Origin of the sequence: Frischella perrara (genome assembly GCF_000807275.1) — a bacterium.
Taxonomy (GTDB): Bacteria; Pseudomonadota; Gammaproteobacteria; order Enterobacterales; family Orbaceae; genus Frischella; species Frischella perrara.
On the sequence record NZ_CP009056.1, the window covers coordinates 70,995 to 85,242 of the forward strand.

A 14,248-nucleotide genomic window follows, 5' to 3' on the forward strand; every position below is an offset into this window, starting at 1 on the left:
AATCTCTGGGCTAGTTTGTATACAGAGTAGTTTTAAAACAAACGTTTAGCTGTATTAAACAAATCCATATCAAATGGACGCTTCATATTGTTAATGGCATCAATAATATCGTGGTGTGCAAGTTTACCATTTTGGATTCCTATACAACGACCACCATGACCTTGTAAAAGAAGTTCTACGGCATACGCGCCCATACGAGATCCTAAAATACGATCGTAAGGAACAGGAGAACCACCACGTTGAACATGACCCAGTACTGTTGCACGTGTTTCATGACCAACTGCATCTTGAATATCTTTGGCGAGTTGATTCACATCTAACATAAGTTCAGTAACAGCAACAATAGCGTGTTTTTTCCCTTTATCAAAGCCGAGTTTAATCTCTTGAATGAGATCTTCTTTAGTACATGTGATTTCAGGGATAATCATAAATTCACAACCACCGGCAACCGCTGCATTTAAGGTTAGATCACCACAGCCACGACCCATGATTTCAATCACTGAAATACGGTGATGTGATGAGCAAGTATCTCGTAAGCGGTCAATTGCTTCAACAGCAGTTTGAAGTGCGGTAAAGTAACCGATTGTGTAGTCAGTACCACGAATATCATTATCAATCGTGCCTGGTAAACCAATACAAGGAAATCCCTCTTCGGTTAAGCGCATTGCTCCCATATAAGAACCATCACCACCAATGACGACTAATGCATCAATACCATTTTTTCTTAGGTTTTCAATAGCAACTTTGCGCGTTTCTTTTTCTTTAAATTCAGGGAAACGTGCTGAGCCTAAGAAAGTACCCCCACGGGTGATGACATCTGACACACTATGGCGTTCAAGTTTCCTAATGCGGTTTTCATATAAACCGAGGTAACCATCTTCAATACCATACACTTCCAATCCTTCGGTTAAGGCTGTTCGGACAACACCTCGAATTGCTGCGTTCATTCCAGGAGCATCGCCACCACTAGTTAGTACACCTATTTTTTTTATCATATTAAAGTACCTTCAATTATTTGACTGAGTTTATTATAAAAGTATAAGCACGCACTAACAATAGAAATCAATGCTGGTTATTTAAATTTTTGAAGTCCAACTTTTTCATTTGCCACCACAGAAATGGGGTCTTGATGAACAATAACTTCCGCAGGGGAGAATTGATTAGCAACCATTTTTTCTAGTTTATCTGCGATGGCATGTGCTTTAACTAGTGGCATATTATCATCTAATTCAATATGTAATTGAACAAAAGTGATGGGGCCAGAACGGCGGGTTTTTATATCATGTACGCCGTGAATATCGCTAAATGACATTGCTAATTCGTAAATTTTTTGATTGTCTGATTCGGGGAGTGCTTTATCCAATAAATCTTGAAGTGCAACAAACATTATTTTTATTGCATGGAAGAAAATGTAACCGCCAATAAGTAGTGCTAGAACCCCATCAGCGTAAACGATTCCAATCCAACTTAAACTTAATGCGATAATTACGGCAATATTCATGAGTAGATCTGCCGAGTAATGTAACATATCGGCTTCAATTGCATTACTACCTGTTAGTTTGATTACATGGCGTTGATAGGAAACTAACGCAAACGTTAATACGGTGGAGACAGACGAAATAATAATACCAACGATGGGATAATTCACCGGCGTTGGATGAATCACTAACTTAATACTATTAAATAACAGAAATATAACTGAGCCAATAATAAAAGCACTTTGTGCCAGAGCAGCTAATGATTCAGCTTTACCATGACCAAAAAGATGATCATCATCAGGCGGTTTCAAGGCGTAACGAATTAGAATGAAATTTAAACCAGAAGCCAAAAAATCCATTGATGAGTCGAATAATGACACTAATAAACTGTAAGAGTCGGTGATCCACCAAGATACAAATTTTATTGCAATTAATAATAATGCAAAGCATATTGAAAAGGTCGTTGATCGCTTAACAAGCCTATCATAGATTAAATTCATCAATTACTCTTTGGGGTTGATTTTGAGATTTTTTAACACACTTATACTAACATAAATACATTGTTTTTTATTTAAAATTGATCATTTTATTTTCAAATCAACGATTTAATCTATATAATATATATACATGCTACTGTGTTAAACAGAAGTAGTTAGCATATTCAATAATAAATGAAATTTTTGCAGAGGATAATAATGAATAAAAAATTACTGCTAGTTGATGACGATATTGAAATTGTAACGTTACTTAAGGAATTATTGGAATTAGAAGGATTTATCATTGAAATTGCTCATTCTGGAAAGGAAGCTTTAGACAAAATTAATAATACGATTGATCTCGTACTGTTAGATGTCATGATGCCGGGAGATAACGGTTTCAGTGCATTAACAGAAATCAGGAGAAGGTATACAGTTCCTGTTATTCTTCTCACTGCTAAGGACAATGACCTAGATAAAATTATAGGCTTGGAATTAGGCGCAGATGATTATATTATTAAACCTTTCAATGATCGTGAACTAATTGCACGAATTCGCGCCACATTAAGACGGAAATTGTGGGATAGTTCTACAGAATTAAGTGAAAATTCACTATTAAAATATGAAGTTGACGGGTTGGAAATAAATGTACGTTGGCAAGTTGTTTATTACAATCAAAAGCAAATCGAATTAACAGGTACTGAATTTCAAATATTACTAAAATTATTAGAGCAAAAAGGTAATATTATGTCACGCGAAGTACTTAGTAAGTCGGTATTAGGTAAAGAATTTTTACCATTTGCTCGTTCAATTGATGTTCATGTTTCAAATTTAAGAAAAAAATTGCCTCCTCGTCCACAAGGATTACCGTGGATTAAGACTCTACGTTCTAGAGGGTATCAATTCGTAATGGATGCGGAACAGGATACCTGATAATAATTATTTTCACATATAGGTTTTTGTATCATGTGGATATTTGATAGGTTAACAATAAGAATCTTTACGATCTTTTTGTTAACTATCTCATTTTTTCTGGTTTTGATTATTACAATTCCAAATCTTGATTCCAGAAATTTAACTTATTTATCAAGTAAAGAAAAAAAGATGGGAATGATGATCGCTAATTCAATTAAAAATGAATTACCTCACATTCCCAAAAATAAATTTCGTTGGTGGATGAGCCTTATTGTTATTATGGATAAATTACATTATCCAGGGCAATTCCTCTATGTTGTCACGCCAAATGATCAGATCATAGCTTCTGATACAGTTAATATTGATATTGTCCGCAATTTTAATGAATTAACTAAATCATTAAAAAAGCCGGCTAAGAAGATCTATGACTTGCAAGAAGTTATTGGTCCTTTTCCCCTTCATTATGGTGATGAAGTTTATCATTTGTATATTATTCAAACAGAAATTAATGGTCAGTTACAATTTGTGAATTTCATTTTTGATAATCCTTTGCTGTTATTAACGTTAACTATGTTAGTGAGTACTCCTTTTTTATTATGGTTATCGTGGAGTTTAGCTAAACCAGCAAGAAAGTTAAAAATGGCTGCCGATAAGGTTGCGAGAGGTGAGATTCAAGAATGGCCAGAACTTGAAACTACCGGATCTCTAGAATTTAAAGCAGCCGGTATGAGTTTTAATCATATGCTCCGTGAATTGAAACGTATGCAAGATTTACAACAGCGTTTATTGTCGGATATTTCACATGAGCTTAGGACACCATTAACACGTCTAAAATTAGCTGTTTCCTTATCACATCTTAAATATGGTGAAACAAATGAGACAAAACGTATTGAGCTAGAAGCAAATAAATTAGATTCGATGATAGGAGATTTACTTTCTCTTGCTCGCCATCGCTATGCATGTAATCAGGTTCAAATGCCTTGTCAAATAGACAAGTTATGGCAGACAGTATTAAATAATGCTCGTTTTGAATCTGAGCAATTACATAAGACATTGATTATTTCAACATTACCATCCGATTGGCTATTATGTTATCCCGAATCATTATGTAGTGCCTTAGAAAATGTGATTCGTAATGCGTTTCGTTATTCACATCAATTTATAGTTGTCAATTTTTCAGTTAACGAGCACCAATTAAAAATAACTATTGATGATGATGGACCCGGTGTAGCCAATGATGAATTTAAGCAAATTTTTAGAACTTTCTATCGTACTAGTGAGGCTAGAGATCGAGAATCGGGTGGTGCAGGACTAGGATTAGCAATTGTTGCTAATGCTGTTACACGCGATCATGGCGAAGTCTATGCAGAGAAAAGCCATCTAGGTGGTTTAAGAATTGTGATAAAATTACCACTATTTAAAAATCTTTAAAAGAGAATAATTGTGTTAAACATTGTACTTTTTGAACCAGAAATTCCTGCTAATACGGGGAATATTATTCGCTTGTGTGCTAATACTGGTTATCATTTGCATATAATAGAGCCTATGGGTTTTTTCTGGGATGATAAGAAGTTGCGACGTGCCGGGCTTGATTATCATGAATTTGTTGAAGTTAAACGTTATAAAAATTTTGAACAGTTTCTCCAAGATAATCAATTATCACTGATTGAATCTTGTCGAATGTTTGGTATGACAACGAAAGGTTCAAAGCCCCATAGCCAAGTTAGCTACCAGCACGGAGATTATCTGATTTTTGGACCAGAAACTCGAGGTTTACCGACAACTATTTTAGACAAATTATCACCAGAACAGAGAATTCGTATCCCAATGTTAGCGGAAAGCCGAAGTATGAATTTATCAAATTCTGTTGCAGTCGCTATTTACGAATCGTGGCGGCAATTAGGATACTCGGGAGCTAAAGATTAATTCGAATTAAAAAGTCATTTAATCAATAAAAAAACCGCCACGTTTGCGGTTTTTTATTAATGAAATGAATAGAACGCTATCAAGCGATTATTTCACGCGTGAAACATATTCCCCAGAACGCGTATCAACTTTTAACACTTCCCCAATTTGCACGAATAATGGTACACGTACTACAGCGCCAGTTGATAATGTAGCAGGTTTACCACCCGTACCCGCTGTATCACCTTTAAGACCTGGATCAGTCTCAACGACTTCTAATTCGACGAAGTTAGGTGGCGTAACCGCGATTGGTTGACCATTCCATAAAGTTAAAACACAATCAGCTTGCTCAACTAACCATTTTGCATTATCACCCACCGCTTTTGCATCAGCAGATAATTGTTCAAATGTTTCGTTATTCATGAAGTGCCAGAATTCACCATCGGTATATAGATAGGTTAAGTTCATATCCATAACATCAGCAGCTTCAACTGATTCACCTGATTTAAATGTTTTATCAACGGTTTTACCGGATAATAATTTTTTAATTTTCACACGGTTTAGTGCTTGACCTTTACCGGGTTTATAAAACTCATTTTCGACGATAACACAAGGTTCACCATCTTGCATTATTTTAAGACCCGCTTTAAACTCACTTGTACTATAAGATGCCATAAAAAGCTCCCAAAAAATTCTGAATACTGAACAAAATGAGCCACATTATACAGCAAAATACTAAGCAAACAATCAGAGATACTTGGATTTCCGATCTCAATAATGTTGTCACTGATTTATCTGATCTTTTAAAAATATTGGATCTTGATGAATTAGCGATCACTCATGCAATGTTGCAAGCAAAAAAGCAATTTGCATTGCGGGTGCCGTTGACATTCGTAAACCGAATTAAAAAAGGTGATCCTAATGATCCACTACTGCGACAGGTTTTATGTAGTGAAAAGGAAATGATCATTGCTGATGGCTATAGTACTGATCCTCTTGAAGAACAAAATAACACGATACCCGGATTACTACATAAATATCGTAATCGAGCATTATTAATTATGAAGACGAATTGTGCAATTAATTGCCGTTATTGTTTTCGTCGCCATTTTCCCTATCAAATGAATCAAGGTAGTAAAAATAATATTACCCAGATATTAGCTTACATTGCTGAACATACAGAACTTAATGAAATCATTTTATCAGGGGGGGATCCCCTTATGGCAAAAGATCATGAATTAGCTCAATTCATAACTCATCTTGAAGCGATTCCTCATATTAAACGTTTACGTATCCATAGTCGTTTAGCAGTGGTGATTCCTAATAGAATCACTGATAAATTATGCCAATTATTGGAAAAGAGTCGTCTGGATATTATTTTAGTAACCCACATTAATCATCCTAATGAAATTGATCAGTCTGTTATTAATGCGATGCATAAACTCAAGCAGCATAACGTGACTTTACTTAATCAAAGTGTATTACTCAAGAATATTAATGATAGTGCTAAAGTTCTAGCGAATTTAAGTAATCAATTATTTACAGCCGGTATATTACCTTATTACATTCATGTCTTGGATAAAGTACAAGGAGCAGCACATTTTTTTGTTGATGATAAAACAGCTCAACAATTAATGCGTCAATTAGCCGCTCAAGTATCCGGTTATTTAGTGCCTAAGCTCGCACGTGAAGTGGGAGGGGAAAGTAATAAACGCGTTTTACCTTATTAATGATTTAATTTGGGTCGATAATTTTTATCGAATAAATAAGCCCTATTCATAATATAAATAAAATAGGGCGAGTATCGTTAAATTGATAAAGAGATATCAATCAATAGTTAAATTACGAGTTTTCAAATCATAAGGTGTTAACTGGTAAACATAGTAGTTTAACCAATTACTAAATAATAAATAAGCATGACTACGCCATTTTGCTTTAGGTTCGAGTTGAGGATTGTTCTCTGGAAAATAATTTTCTGGAATTGTTGGATTTATACCTGCTTGAATATCACGGAAATATTCATTAGCTAAAGTGAAAGAGTCATATTCCGGGTGACCTGTTACAAATGCCATTCGTCTATCCTTGGTTGCCATGAGATAAGCACCGGTTATTTCTGATTCGGCAAGGATAATTAGATCGGTTTTATCGCGAATAACGTCGCTAGGAAAATCAGCATAACGTGAATGCGGTGCTAAAAAGGAATCATCAAAACCTCGAGTTAAGGTGGCTTGCGGATGTGTAATATTGTGTGAATAAACACCAGATAATTTCTGTTCACGAGTCATCTTAGGTAAGCCATATAGGATATTTAAAGCAGCCTGTACAGCCCAACATACGAATAAAGTTGAGGTTACATGTTCTTTTGCCCATAAGATTATTTCTTTTAATTTTGACCAATAAATTACATCATCAAAAGAGACTTTTCCTAGCGGAGCACCTGTAATAATTAATCCATCAAAATTTTGCTCTTTAATATCCTCAAAATCACAATAGAAACTGTTAAGATGCTCAGTTGGCGTATTTTTTGAAGAGCGTTGATCGATCCGTAATAATTGAATGTCGACTTGCAATGATGAATTGGAAAGTAATCGAAGAAATTGATTTTCAGTTTCAATTTTTTTTGGCATTAAATTAAGAAATAAAACTTTTAAAGGACGAATCTCTTGACTTTGAGCTCGGCTCGATGCCATAACAAAGATATTCTCATTACGTAGTACATCAACAGCAGGTAATGTATCAGGGATACAAATTGGCATAATTAAGCTCCTCCATCCTTATATATTTTTAGACGTCTAGATATCTAAATATATCGGTTTTTAATTTCTTTGTCGAGTAGTAAAATATTTTCGTTTTTAAGAATTGTAGATTTGGTCGCACTTTATTAATTTAATAATGAGTTAAGTGAAAAATTACTTAACTTTTTTGTGCGAACATTAGTAGGATAATTTGTTAAATGGGTATTTATGTGTAGTCTAATGATAAAAATGATGCATTATGATTAAATTTGAGATTTTATTTGCTTTATCTCCTTTTTGAATCATTGTAGCAACACCATATTAATCATTAATGCATTACAAATTAAAGATCGCGAAATATAACGACTAAGTTGTTAATAGTCGTTTTACTGGCGCGAAACTTTTACGATAGATATCGTTAACACCATGTTCAATAATGGCTGCAAGATGGGCTTGAGTCGGATAACCTTTATGTTTGCTTAAGCCATATTGTGGGTAAATCTTATCAAGTTCTGCCATTTCTCGATCACGAGTCACCTTAGCCAGAATTGATGCTGCGCCAATTTCCTGAACTAAGCTGTCGCCTTTTACTACCGCTTGGGCAGCAATACCAAAATCAGGTGCACGATTACCATCAACCAAGACTAAATTGGGTTTAATCGATAATCCAGCTACTGCTCTTTGCATTGCTAACATTGTGGCATGTAAAATATTGAGCTGATCAATTTCTGAAACGGAAGCTCGAGCGATATTCCAAGCTAAGGCTTTTTCTTTAATCACTTCAAAAAGATATTCACGTTTTTTTTCACTTAATTTTTTTGAGTCTGCTAGACCTTCAATAGGATTATTGGGGTCTAAAATAACCGCTGCGGTAACGACATCACCACATAATGGGCCTCTGCCAACCTCATCAACACCAGCTATGAAACTTACATCGGGATAGATAAACATTAATGATTTACTCCTATAACATCTAAAACAGCTTTAGCAGCCTGCTCATCGGCATGACAACGAATTTGTTGGTGTAATGTTAAAAAAGTTTGTTTTAAGACAGTATTATCACCTGTTAGCAATGGTAGGATTTGTTTAGCGATATTTTCAGGAGTGCAATCATTTTGTAACAATTCAGGTACAATGGCTTTTCCTGCTAAGATATTGGGTAATGACACATATTTAGTTTTAACTAATTTTTTTGCTAACCAGAAAGTAAAAGGTTTCATTTTATACCCTACAACCATTGGGCATTTTGCTAGCATACATTCTAAAGCTACAGTGCCGGATGCTAATATCGCAGCATCACTGGCGATCATCGCTTCACGAGCTTGACCATCAAGCAAATGTAATTCTAAATCAGGTGCAATTTGCGATTTAATTTTTTCGAATTCTTGACGTCGTTTAGCATTAACCAAAGGCACAAGTACATATAAATTAGGGATCGTTTGTTTAATTAATTGTACAGCTTTGATGAATGGTTCAGATAAAAGTGTCACTTCTGCATGACGGCTACCTGGTAATAATGATAAAACGTTTACATTTGACGGTATATTGAGTTGCGATCTAATTTTAGCCTGATCTGGATTGAGAGCGATATCATCTGCCATTTTATGACCGATAAATTGACACGGCACTGAGTATTTATCGTAAAAGACCTTTTCAAAAGGTAAAAATGTTAAAATTAAATTGGTATTATGTTTAATTTTATAGACACGTTTTTGCTTCCATGCCCATACCGAAGGGCTAACATAATGAATGGTTTTTATCCCATTTTGTTTAAGTTTTCCTTCCAGACTAAGATTGAAATCAGGCGCATCAATTCCAATAAATACATCAGGTTTCAGTGCTATAAGCCTTTGGGTAAGCTGTTTACGAATAGCAAGGATACGTTTTAATTTACCGAGTACTTCAACAATTCCCATAACGGATAACTCTTCCATTGAATACCATACTTCGCAGCCTTCAGCTTGCATATTGGGACCGGCAATACCAACGAATTTGATATTTGGATAATGCGCTTTTAACGAACGTATTAAACCAGCGCCAAGAATATCACCAGAAGTTTCACCTGCAACAAGTGCGATAGTAAGGGTAGGTTGAGGATGGTTAATTGTCATATTTTTTAAATAGCTTATTAAAATTTTATTGGAGAAGAGGCAATATTAAGGTTTGCCTCTATATTTTTTAACGAATGATGCCGCGAGTTGAACGTGCAAAAAAATCAATAAATAGTTTTACTTCAGGATGAGATTGTGCGATTTGGTCAATATTGTTTTTTGCTTCTTCAAAAGATAAACCATTACGATATAAAGCTTTGTAGCTGTTATTAATAGCTTGTAAAGCTTCTTTACTAAAACCACGACGTTTTAAGCCAACAAGATTAACACCATAAGGAGTAGCATGGTTACCTTGAGCGATAAAATAAGGTGGCACATCCTGAGCAACACCAGAACAACCGCCAATCATAGCATGTGAACCGATGACACAGAATTGATGAACTGCAGTCATACCACCAATAATAACATAATCATCAATTTGTACATGACCACCTAATGTAGCATTATTGGCTAGAATACAGTGATCGCCGATTTGACAATCATGAGCAATATGAGCATTAATCATTAACAGATTATCACTGCCTATACGTGTGACATTACTGCCTTGTACAGTACCTCGATGAATTGTCACGCTTTCACGTATTCGGTTTCGATCACCTATTTCCGTACGCGTTGGTTCGCCTTGATATTTCAAATCTTGGTTATCTTCACCGATGGAAGCAAATTGATAAATTTTGTTATCCTGACCTATTTTGGTGTAGCCGTTAATCACTACATGAGACTTTAATTCCGTGCCAGCACCGATTTCAACGTTTGCACCAATATAACAAAATGGACCAATCTTAACGTTGGAACCTATAATCGCTCCATCTTCGATAATTGAACTTGGATGGATTATCGCTGATTTGTCGATTGCCATAAACTTTCCTTAAATTGGTATTATCAACTCTATTTACGTGCACACATCATTTCAGCTTCACACACTAGCTGACCATCGACAGTAGCAACACCATGAAATAATGCAATACCACGGCGTTCTTTTACATAAGTTACATCCAGAATCATTTGATCGCCGGGTATTACAGGGCGTTTAAAACGAGCTTTATCAATTGACGCGAAATAATATAGTTGTCCAGGTGTAAGTTCTTGAATACTCTTAAACGCTAAAATACCGGTTGCTTGAGCCATTGCCTCTAAAATCAAAACACCAGGGAAAACAGGTTTATTCGGGAAATGACCTTGGAAAAAAGGTTCATTAACGGATACATTTTTAATTGCGCGAAGTGTTTTACCTTTTTCATAACTTACTACGCGATCAACCATTAGGAATGGGAAGCGATGAGGTAATAGACGTATAATTTCTTCAATATCGAGAGAATTTAGTTCGGTACTCAAAATTTTCATCCTTTTTTAATTCAAAGTTATACATAATATATTATAACTTATGTTACGGGTTGGGGGAATCGTTTCAATTTAATATTTAGATTAAATGAACTAGTATGAAATGCTATTTAAGTAATTTTGCGATAAATATTATAATCAAATTAGTTAACTTATATTAAGTTTAATGGAAAATATCAATAACTATATTGTAAAATAGGTACTATCAACAAAATAATTATATATAATGAGCACGCTTAGCTTTATTATCGAAGTAAATTTACAGTTTAATCTTTGGAGAAATTTAGATGAAATCATTATTAAAAATGACATTGATTAGCGGCGCGATTGTGCTTGCGTTAACTGGGTGTGATGATAAAAAAACCGAAACAAAATCACAACCACAACCAGCTACCGAAGTCACTACAGCAGCAAATGATCAACAACAAAATTCTAATGTTGAATATGATCAGAAAGCCGAAGCTTATGCAATTGGCGTATCAATGGGTACAAATCTAAGAGAAAACCTAGAATATAACAAAATCATTCTAGATCACAATCAAATTAGTAAAGGTTTTAGTGATGCTTTAGCTAATAAATCACAATATAAAGAAGATCAAATTAAAACAATTCTTAAAGGATTGAATGAGCGCCTCGAAAAAGAAGCAGCAGAAAGTTTTGAAGCAGACAAAGCGGCTAGCATTAAAGCCGGTGATCAATTCCGTAAAGAATTTGCAGCAAAAAGTGACGTGAAAAAAACGGATTCTGGTTTATTATATCAAATTATTGATGAAGGTAAGGGACCACACCCGACTAATAATGAAACTGTAATTGTTCATTATGTTGGTACATTAGTTGATGGGCAAAAATTTGACAGTTCCTATGACCGTGGTGAAGCAGCTACTTTCCCTCTTAATAGTGTAATTAAAGGTTATAAAGAAGGTCTTCAATTAATTGGTGTCGGTGGTAAAATTAAATTAGTTATACCGCCTGAGTTAGCTTATGGTGATGAGAAAATCCCTTCATTTGATGGGAAAGCTGAGATTCCACCAGCATCAACGTTAGTATTCGAAGTTGAATTATTAGGTATTGATAATCAAAACGAATCGTCTTCTAACAACCAATAATTTAATAAAATGGATAGTCAGATTTTAAACTATACCATTATGGTTACGGGTTCTGCTTATGGGGCCCAATCATCATTTTGTGCTTACCAATTTTGTCAATCTTTATTAGCTAATACATCTCACCATATTCGATCCATTTTCTTTTATGCTGATGGAACTTTAAATGCAAATTATTTTGTCAGCCCGGCAAATGATGAATTTGATATTGTCAATGCTTGGCAGGAGTTATCGAGGGACTATGATGTGCCTTTATTTGTCTGTATTGCTGCCGCTCAACGTAGAGGCGTGATAAATGAACAGGGTAAAAATAATGTTGGTTCACAGTTCCAATGTGTTGGTCTTGGAGATCTAAGTGAATCAATTGCTAACAGTGATAGATTTATTCAATTTTAATCTATAAATGAATGGTGAGCGTTTTGAAGAATATAGCCATAATCTTTAATCATCCGCCACACGGAACCAGCTGCGGACGTGAAACTTTAGATCTCGCGTTGGCTCTATCGGACATTAATCAAATTTCTGTTTTTTTTATCAATTCTGGCGTGATAAATTTATTGAAAAATCAACAGCCAGATAAGATTTTAATGAGAGATTATATCTCAACGTTCTCAATGTTATCACTTTATGATATTACAAACGTTTATGTTTGTGCCGATGCTCTGCTTGCATTAAATATAACCGCAAGTGAGTTAGTCATTGACGCACAAGCCATGACTAAAATTGAGATGGCAAAATTACTATCTAAACATGATGCTATTATAAATATCTAAATCATAGGTAATTTAATTCACCTATGTAATATGATGTTAATAATATCATATTTATTTTTCTTGTTCTCTTTGTGTAATTATTTACTCATTTCTTCTGGTAAACGAGGTTGCCAATCAATGGGTGTTTTCCCTTGTTGTGTTAATATTTCATTTGCCTTTGCAAAATGTTGGCAACCAAAAAAACCTCGATGAGCCGATAAAGGCGAAGGGTGAACAGATGTTAGAACATGATGTTTTTGCCGATCAATAAATTGCCCTTTATTCTGAGCTGGTGAACCCCATAATAGGAAAATAATACCCGAGAGTTTTTGGTTAATTGCATCAATAACATGATCGGTGAACTTTTCCCAACCGATTTTCGCATGGGAATGTGCTTGCCCCGCCTGAACAGTTAGTACATTATTAAGTAATAATACGCCTTGTTCCGCCCAATATCCTAAATAACCGTGGTTAGGGATATGGAAGTTAGGAATATTGGTAGCTAACTCTTTATACATGTTTTGCAGTGAAGGTGGTGGTTTTATTCCAGGTAATACTGAAAATGATAGCCCATGTGCTTGATGAGGACCATGGTAGGGATCTTGCCCTAAAATAACGACTTTGATATTCGAAAATGGAGTGAATCGAAAAGCATTAAACACATCTTTTTGTGGTGGATAAATAGTTTTACCACTTTCGCGTTCTTGAGAGACAAATTGCATAATATGTTGGAAATATGCTTTTTCTTTTTCTACTCCAATTACATCATGCCAAGTTAATTGATTAGCCATAATTTACTTTAAATTCTCTTTAGTACTTCATGTTTTAATTATACCTAAAATTACCAATAATCCTAATGATATCAGGGATTACATGATAGCAATTATTATTATGCTAGCAATACATTGAAATCCTAAAAACTTAATAAAGGAAATAATTATCATATTAATAGCATTTTTTGATTTAAATCAAAAAAAATAAGTGCTATAGTATCCCTAGTTATTCTAAGGAAATTGATTAAGCTCGGAAGGAGGGTTTAAAATGATTACAGGTATTCAAATTACAAAAGCAGAAAATAGTGCTCTTCAAAATTCTTTCTGGTTATTAGATGATACAACTAACGAAGCACGCTGTGTAGCGGCTAAATCTGTTTACAAAGAAGATCAAATATTACCTAAAGCGGAACTTGGAAATTTCGAATATCGTGAAATTCCTTTAGATGTCGCTCCTACTATTAAAGTAGAAGGTGGTCAACATTTAAACGTGAATGTTCTACGTCGTGAAACTTTGGAAGATGCGGTTAAGCACCCAGAAAAATATCCACAATTAACTATCCGTGTTTCAGGTTATGCAGTACGTTTTAATTCTTTAACACCTGAACAACAACGTGATGTAATTTCTCGTACTTTTACTACTAACATGTAATTGTTTC

Annotated in this window: 17 protein-coding genes; 8 read left to right on the plus strand and 9 right to left on the minus strand. The window is 34.7% G+C overall.

Annotated elements, in window-relative coordinates:
* Positions 1-32: 32 nt before the first annotated feature.
* Both pfkA and FPB0191_RS00290 read right to left on the minus strand, forming a co-directional pair.
* Entirely contained in the window at positions 33-995 is a 963-nt protein-coding gene (gene pfkA / locus FPB0191_RS00285; protein ID WP_039103185.1) for a 6-phosphofructokinase, read from the minus strand.
* Positions 996-1,072: 77 nt separating this feature from the next.
* On the minus strand, positions 1,073-1,978 hold the full coding sequence (locus tag FPB0191_RS00290; RefSeq protein WP_039103187.1) for a cation diffusion facilitator family transporter: 906 nt from the start codon (positions 1,976-1,978) through the stop codon (positions 1,073-1,075).
* A 195-nt stretch (positions 1,979-2,173) separates the two neighbouring features.
* Between FPB0191_RS00290 and FPB0191_RS00295 the strand changes: the two genes are divergently transcribed.
* Genes FPB0191_RS00295 through trmL form a run of 3 tightly spaced genes read left to right on the plus strand, consistent with a single transcriptional unit; the run spans position 2,174 to position 4,795 of the window.
* Entirely contained in the window at positions 2,174-2,887 is a 714-nt protein-coding gene (locus FPB0191_RS00295) for a response regulator (RefSeq protein WP_039103189.1), read from the plus strand.
* A 39-nt stretch (positions 2,888-2,926) separates the two neighbouring features.
* Positions 2,927-4,300: an envelope stress sensor histidine kinase CpxA gene (gene cpxA / locus FPB0191_RS00300; protein ID WP_039106354.1), complete on the plus strand. Its 1,374-nt coding sequence runs from the start codon at positions 2,927-2,929 to the stop codon at positions 4,298-4,300.
* A 12-nt stretch (positions 4,301-4,312) separates the two neighbouring features.
* Positions 4,313-4,795, plus strand: coding sequence for a tRNA (uridine(34)/cytosine(34)/5-carboxymethylaminomethyluridine(34)-2'-O)-methyltransferase TrmL (trmL, locus tag FPB0191_RS00305; RefSeq protein WP_039103191.1), 483 nt, complete (start codon positions 4,313-4,315; stop codon positions 4,793-4,795).
* Between the two features lie 87 nt (positions 4,796-4,882).
* On the opposite strand, the gene efp is transcribed toward trmL, so the two are convergent.
* Positions 4,883-5,449: an elongation factor P gene (gene efp / locus FPB0191_RS00310; RefSeq protein WP_039103195.1), complete on the minus strand. Its 567-nt coding sequence runs from the start codon at positions 5,447-5,449 to the stop codon at positions 4,883-4,885.
* 35 nt (positions 5,450-5,484) lie between these two features.
* On the opposite strand from efp, the gene epmB reads away from it, so the two are divergent.
* A complete protein-coding gene (gene epmB / locus FPB0191_RS00315) occupies positions 5,485-6,504 on the plus strand; it encodes an EF-P beta-lysylation protein EpmB (RefSeq protein ID WP_039103197.1) in 1,020 nt (339 codons plus the stop codon).
* Between the two features lie 96 nt (positions 6,505-6,600).
* Here the strand turns inward: epmB and metA are convergent, their stop codons facing one another.
* From metA to fabZ, 5 genes are all read right to left on the minus strand, one after another.
* A complete protein-coding gene (metA, locus tag FPB0191_RS00320; protein ID WP_039103199.1) occupies positions 6,601-7,530 on the minus strand; it encodes a homoserine O-acetyltransferase MetA in 930 nt (309 codons plus the stop codon).
* Between the two features lie 345 nt (positions 7,531-7,875).
* Entirely contained in the window at positions 7,876-8,460 is a 585-nt protein-coding gene (rnhB, locus tag FPB0191_RS00325) for a ribonuclease HII (protein WP_039103203.1), read from the minus strand.
* The gene (gene lpxB, locus FPB0191_RS00330) at positions 8,460-9,620 is read right to left on the minus strand and encodes a lipid-A-disaccharide synthase (protein WP_039103207.1); all 1,161 of its coding nucleotides are present in this window, start codon (positions 9,618-9,620) and stop codon (positions 8,460-8,462) included. The genes rnhB and lpxB overlap by 1 nt, the downstream gene beginning before the upstream one ends.
* Before the next feature lie 67 nt (positions 9,621-9,687).
* On the minus strand, positions 9,688-10,479 hold the full coding sequence (gene lpxA / locus FPB0191_RS00335; RefSeq protein WP_039103209.1) for an acyl-ACP--UDP-N-acetylglucosamine O-acyltransferase: 792 nt from the start codon (positions 10,477-10,479) through the stop codon (positions 9,688-9,690).
* 29 nt (positions 10,480-10,508) lie between these two features.
* The gene (gene fabZ / locus FPB0191_RS00340) at positions 10,509-10,955 is read right to left on the minus strand and encodes a 3-hydroxyacyl-ACP dehydratase FabZ (RefSeq protein ID WP_039103211.1); all 447 of its coding nucleotides are present in this window, start codon (positions 10,953-10,955) and stop codon (positions 10,509-10,511) included.
* A gap of 293 nt (positions 10,956-11,248) precedes the next feature.
* Here fabZ and fkpA point away from each other — a divergent pair, with 293 nt between their 5' ends.
* The 3 genes from fkpA to tusC are packed head-to-tail and all read left to right on the plus strand — an operon-like array spanning position 11,249 to position 12,837.
* Positions 11,249-12,067 carry an FKBP-type peptidyl-prolyl cis-trans isomerase gene (gene fkpA / locus FPB0191_RS00345; protein ID WP_039103213.1) on the plus strand — a complete coding sequence of 273 codons (819 nt, stop codon included), beginning with the start codon at positions 11,249-11,251 and terminating at the stop codon, positions 12,065-12,067.
* Between the two features lie 9 nt (positions 12,068-12,076).
* Complete coding sequence (gene tusD / locus FPB0191_RS00350; protein ID WP_039103214.1) at positions 12,077-12,460, plus strand: sulfurtransferase complex subunit TusD; 384 nt, start codon at positions 12,077-12,079, stop codon at positions 12,458-12,460.
* A gap of 23 nt (positions 12,461-12,483) precedes the next feature.
* Positions 12,484-12,837 (plus strand): sulfurtransferase complex subunit TusC, encoded by a 354-nt coding sequence (gene tusC / locus FPB0191_RS00355; RefSeq protein ID WP_039103216.1) that lies wholly within the window; start codon positions 12,484-12,486, stop codon positions 12,835-12,837.
* A 77-nt stretch (positions 12,838-12,914) separates the two neighbouring features.
* On the opposite strand, the gene ung is transcribed toward tusC, so the two are convergent.
* Entirely contained in the window at positions 12,915-13,607 is a 693-nt protein-coding gene (gene ung, locus FPB0191_RS00360) for a uracil-DNA glycosylase (RefSeq protein ID WP_039103218.1), read from the minus strand.
* A gap of 250 nt (positions 13,608-13,857) precedes the next feature.
* Here ung and grcA point away from each other — a divergent pair, with 250 nt between their 5' ends.
* A complete protein-coding gene (grcA, locus tag FPB0191_RS00365) occupies positions 13,858-14,241 on the plus strand; it encodes an autonomous glycyl radical cofactor GrcA (RefSeq protein WP_039103220.1) in 384 nt (127 codons plus the stop codon).
* The last annotated feature ends 7 nt before the right edge of the window (positions 14,242-14,248 follow it).